Source organism: Desulfobacter sp. (assembly GCF_050177295.1).
Map to the genome: position 1 here is coordinate 1 of NZ_JBFXHE010000429.1, position 3,753 is coordinate 3,753.

The 3,753-nt window shown below is 48.6% G+C and carries 5 protein-coding genes and 1 pseudogene; 5 read left to right on the forward strand and 1 reads right to left on the reverse strand.

The features are described from left to right. Positions 1-112 precede the first annotated feature (112 nt). The 4 genes from AB7U36_RS20420 to AB7U36_RS20435 all read left to right on the forward strand — a co-directional run bounded on the left by AB7U36_RS20420 (position 113) and on the right by AB7U36_RS20435 (position 2,165). Positions 113-694 (forward strand): plasmid pRiA4b ORF-3 family protein, encoded by a 582-nt coding sequence (locus AB7U36_RS20420; protein ID WP_428161469.1) that lies wholly within the window; start codon positions 113-115, stop codon positions 692-694. 5 nt (positions 695-699) lie between these two features. After that, entirely contained in the window at positions 700-858 is a 159-nt protein-coding gene (locus AB7U36_RS20425) for a hypothetical protein (protein WP_428161470.1), read from the forward strand. A gap of 71 nt (positions 859-929) precedes the next feature. After that, entirely contained in the window at positions 930-1,394 is a 465-nt protein-coding gene (locus AB7U36_RS20430) for an MFS transporter permease (protein WP_428161471.1), read from the forward strand. Further along, positions 1,395-2,165 carry a phytochelatin synthase family protein gene (locus tag AB7U36_RS20435; RefSeq protein ID WP_428161472.1) on the forward strand — a complete coding sequence of 257 codons (771 nt, stop codon included), beginning with the start codon at positions 1,395-1,397 and terminating at the stop codon, positions 2,163-2,165. It begins immediately after the preceding gene. Here the strand turns inward: AB7U36_RS20435 and AB7U36_RS20440 are convergent. Next, positions 2,162-2,824, reverse strand: a complete 663-nt coding sequence (locus tag AB7U36_RS20440; protein ID WP_428161473.1) for a lysophospholipid acyltransferase family protein — start codon at positions 2,822-2,824, stop codon at positions 2,162-2,164. The genes AB7U36_RS20435 and AB7U36_RS20440 overlap by 4 nt on opposite strands. 448 nt (positions 2,825-3,272) lie before the next feature. Here AB7U36_RS20440 and AB7U36_RS20445 point away from each other — a divergent pair. Next, a pseudogene (locus AB7U36_RS20445) lies at positions 3,273-3,753 on the forward strand (C4-dicarboxylate ABC transporter substrate-binding protein); the annotation flags it as partial.

Here is a 3,753-nt window from a genome sequence, read left to right on the forward strand (position 1 = left end):
TAACCGTTTCCGACTGGAAAGAATTTAATCATTATGATACTTTTAAGGGCCAGATTTATCAGAACCATGGTCGCAAACACAGCTTCTGGTCAAAATATGAGGAGGAGAAGAAATGAACCAACGATTTTATCTGCTGAAAATCCAACTGGCTGATATCGAACCTGAAATCTGGCGGCGTTTTGTGGTGCCCGCCAGCATAACGCTGGACCGGTTGCACGATGTCATTCAGATTGTCATGGGCTGGACCGACAGCCACCTTCACGAGTTCACCATCGGGAATAAACGATACACCGAATATCCGGAATCAAAGGAAGACGGGCTTGTTTGCGGCAAGTACCGTTTCGGGGATCTGATCAAACTCAAAGGCCGCGCATTTCGTTATCTGTATGATTTCGGAGACAGCTGGGACCATGAGCTTGTTCTCGAAGAAAGCCGCTATTTCAATCCGGATCTGGGAACGGAGCTGGCCTGTATTGAAGGCGAACGGGCCTGTCCGCCGGAAGATGTGGGTGGTGTGCCCGGTTTCTTTGAATTTTGTAAAATCCTGAAGGACCCGAATCATGAAGAGCATGACGGGTACATGGAATGGTCCGGCGGGGATTACGACAGTGAACGTTTTGATGTCACTCGTGTTAACTGGGAGCTTATGAAATACCTTCGCTGGTCCCGGGACAGATATCAAAACTGGGGATGAGTTGAGTGAATGAAGAATCTCTTGAATACAAGAGCGGAAAGATCCCCAAGGAACTGGCAAAAGAAGCTGAAAGACTGGAAGAACTGGCTGCAAGGACTTACCTTTGTTTTTTGGGTTTGGCCCTGGCCGTAGCCTGGGCCATATGTGGATTTTGGGGCCAGTAATGCTTGGGATAACGTCCCATGAGATCTTTTGATACAAGGAAACCTTAAATTCCAAACCTAAGGCAATATCTATGGCCCAGTCAAAAAAGCAGAATATCATCCCCAAAGAGCAGGCCGTTTTTTGGATGGACAGAGACGGCACCTGGCACAATGAACACGGAAAACTGGCACATCCAAAGATTATAAAATATTTTAATCAATCCATCCACAAAGACGACCAGGGATATTTTTTATGCCAGACCATGAATGATGTTGAAGAAAAGGTCTATTTTCCTTACCAAGATACGGCGGTTTTTGTGGTGGATCTTGTCAAGAAAGACACCGGCATTGAGTTGACCTTAAATACCCTTGACATCATTGCCCTTGACCCCGGGGCCCTTTACATAGAAGAGGATGCCCTTTTTATGGAAACTGAGGCCCATCTGGTCAAGTTCACCCAGAAAGCCCTGGCCCGGATGTCGTCGTTTCTAACAGAGACCTCCCAGGGCCTTGCTTTGAATATTGGCCGGACACAGACGGTTATTCGTGAAAAATAAATGAATGCCATGATAAACCTTTTGAGATTTTATATTGTCCGAACCTACCTGGTTTTCAGATATTTTTTTCACCGGGTGACGCGTACAGGCAGTTTTGGTCCGGACCAGGCAAGGCATATCACTTCGTCCCCCGGACTGTCCAGCGGCCAGCGTCTTCAGACAGCCCTGTTCCGCCATCATGTAAAGCAATTCCATGAATCTTCGTGTTCCGTGGCCTCAGTGGTCAGTGTGGTCAACGTGCTAAGGGAACGGTACGGATGCCCCGGCCCGGCAGTTACCCAGCAGGCCATTCTGGAAAAGGTGAGAACTGCCCACTGGAAAGAGCGCATGGGACCGGACGGATACAAGGGGCGACGTGGACTGCCCCTGGCGGTTCTTGCGGCAGTGGTCCGGGACAGCCTTGTGGCCTATGATCTCCCCTTTAAACGGGTTGAAATGATCCAAGGCGCCTCAACACAAGGAAGGGTCAGGGAAAGGCAGCAGATCCTGGGGCACCTTAAAAACTTTCAATGCCTGGACAATTGCCTGATCATTGCCCATTTTGATCAGGGCACTTTTATAAAGGAATTGAACATCCCTCATATTTCACCTGTGGGTGGATTTGATCCGTCAACCGGTTGGGTCACCATCCTGGATGTTGACCCTGACCAGAAACTGGCATACCGCATCCCCTTCAACAGATTTTACAAAGGGATCTCCACCCGATACGCCGGGGTGTTCAGGCCTTTCGGGTATGACCGGGGCGGTGTAGTGGCCATTCACTTGAACTAACGGTGCAGGTTATAATGGTGCAGGGCAGGCTCCATAATCTTTTCAAGCCGTTCACGCAGGGCGTCAAAATTTTTATTTTCCTCCCTACAGATGTGGATAGGATCTAAAAACCGCAGCCTGACCCTGGCAAAGGGTTTGGGTATCATGAACCGGTCCCAGGAATTAAAAAACCAGGCCTGATCCGCATCGGTAAAAAAAGGGACCAGTACCGCATTGGTCTGCAATGCCATTTTTATGATGCCCGGTTTGACCTTGCCCATGGGGCCGGTGGGACCGTCCAGGATATGCGCGCCAAAGCCATGGGTATTGAGATGCGCAATCATTTCTGCCATGGCTGCTTTGCCGCCACTTGAGGATGAGCCCCTAGGTGTACGCCATCCGGACCGTCGGGCCACGGCGGAAATAAGGTCGCCGTCCCGGCTCCTGGAGATCATCAGCCCCGGATTGTACCGGGCATATTTTTTAAAATGCCGGATGGCCGAAAAAAACTGCTGGTGCCAAGTCACCAGAATTACCGGCTGATTTCCATTGAGCATGGCTTTCCAGCTTTTTTCATTTTCAATTTTTAACCTGAAGGTCGCGGTATAAAGGCGTATGAAATAATATACAAAGCAGATAAAGGGACGGGTATAAATTATAAATTTAAGTTGTTTGATCATTTCCAGGGTTCCAGGGAAAGGTAATGACCATGAAGCTATCAGACAGGGAGAAAAAGGCAAGGAGAAAAAGGCAAGGAGAAAAAGGCAAGGAGAAAAAGGATAACCCGGGCGATTCTCATGCTGGACTGATAAACGGATTTATTATCCGTTGACGATGCAACGACCACTAAATTTGACCAATAAAATGTTTTAATCCACCTGTTCAGGGCATATACTCACCGGATCAAAGCTGAAAAACAGCTTTGATCAAACTGTTTTTTTTAAACGCGTCAAAAGATTCGTGGCGTTGTGCTTTTTGGGGAGAGATGTGGTTGACAATGCAACAAAATCCACGCAGCGCGCGCCCCGTTCGGGTGGGTTTTTACTTGACACCCTGTCCTGCTCGGATAGAATGTGCAGGTATTTTTCAGCTTAATTATAATCACATTGCAATCATTTTGGAGGTACCATGAAAAAATGGTCTGTGTTACTGGTTCTTTTACTGTGTCTGTCCTGGGTATCCCATGTTTCAGCCAAAACCACCCTTCGATACTCCAATTTTTTCCCGCCTACACATATCCAGAGCAAGCTTGCCGAAAGCTGGTGCAAGGAAGTTGAAAAAAGAACCCATGGGGAGGTGGTTATTCAGTATTTCCCGGCCTCCACCCTGACCAAAGCGCCCCAGACTTACGACCAGGTGGTCCAGGGCATTGCCGATATCGGTATGACCGCTTTGGGATACTCCCGGGGCAGGTTTCCCGTGGCAGAGGCCATTGACCTGCCCATGGGATACACCTCCGGGGTCCAGGCCACCACCGTGGCCAATGCCATGTACGAAAAATTCAAACCTGAAGAATTCAAGGATTCCCATATCCTGTTCTTCCATGCCCATGGTCCGGGCTTGATTCACACCCGGGATAAGGAAGTGAACACCCTTGAAGATTTAAAGG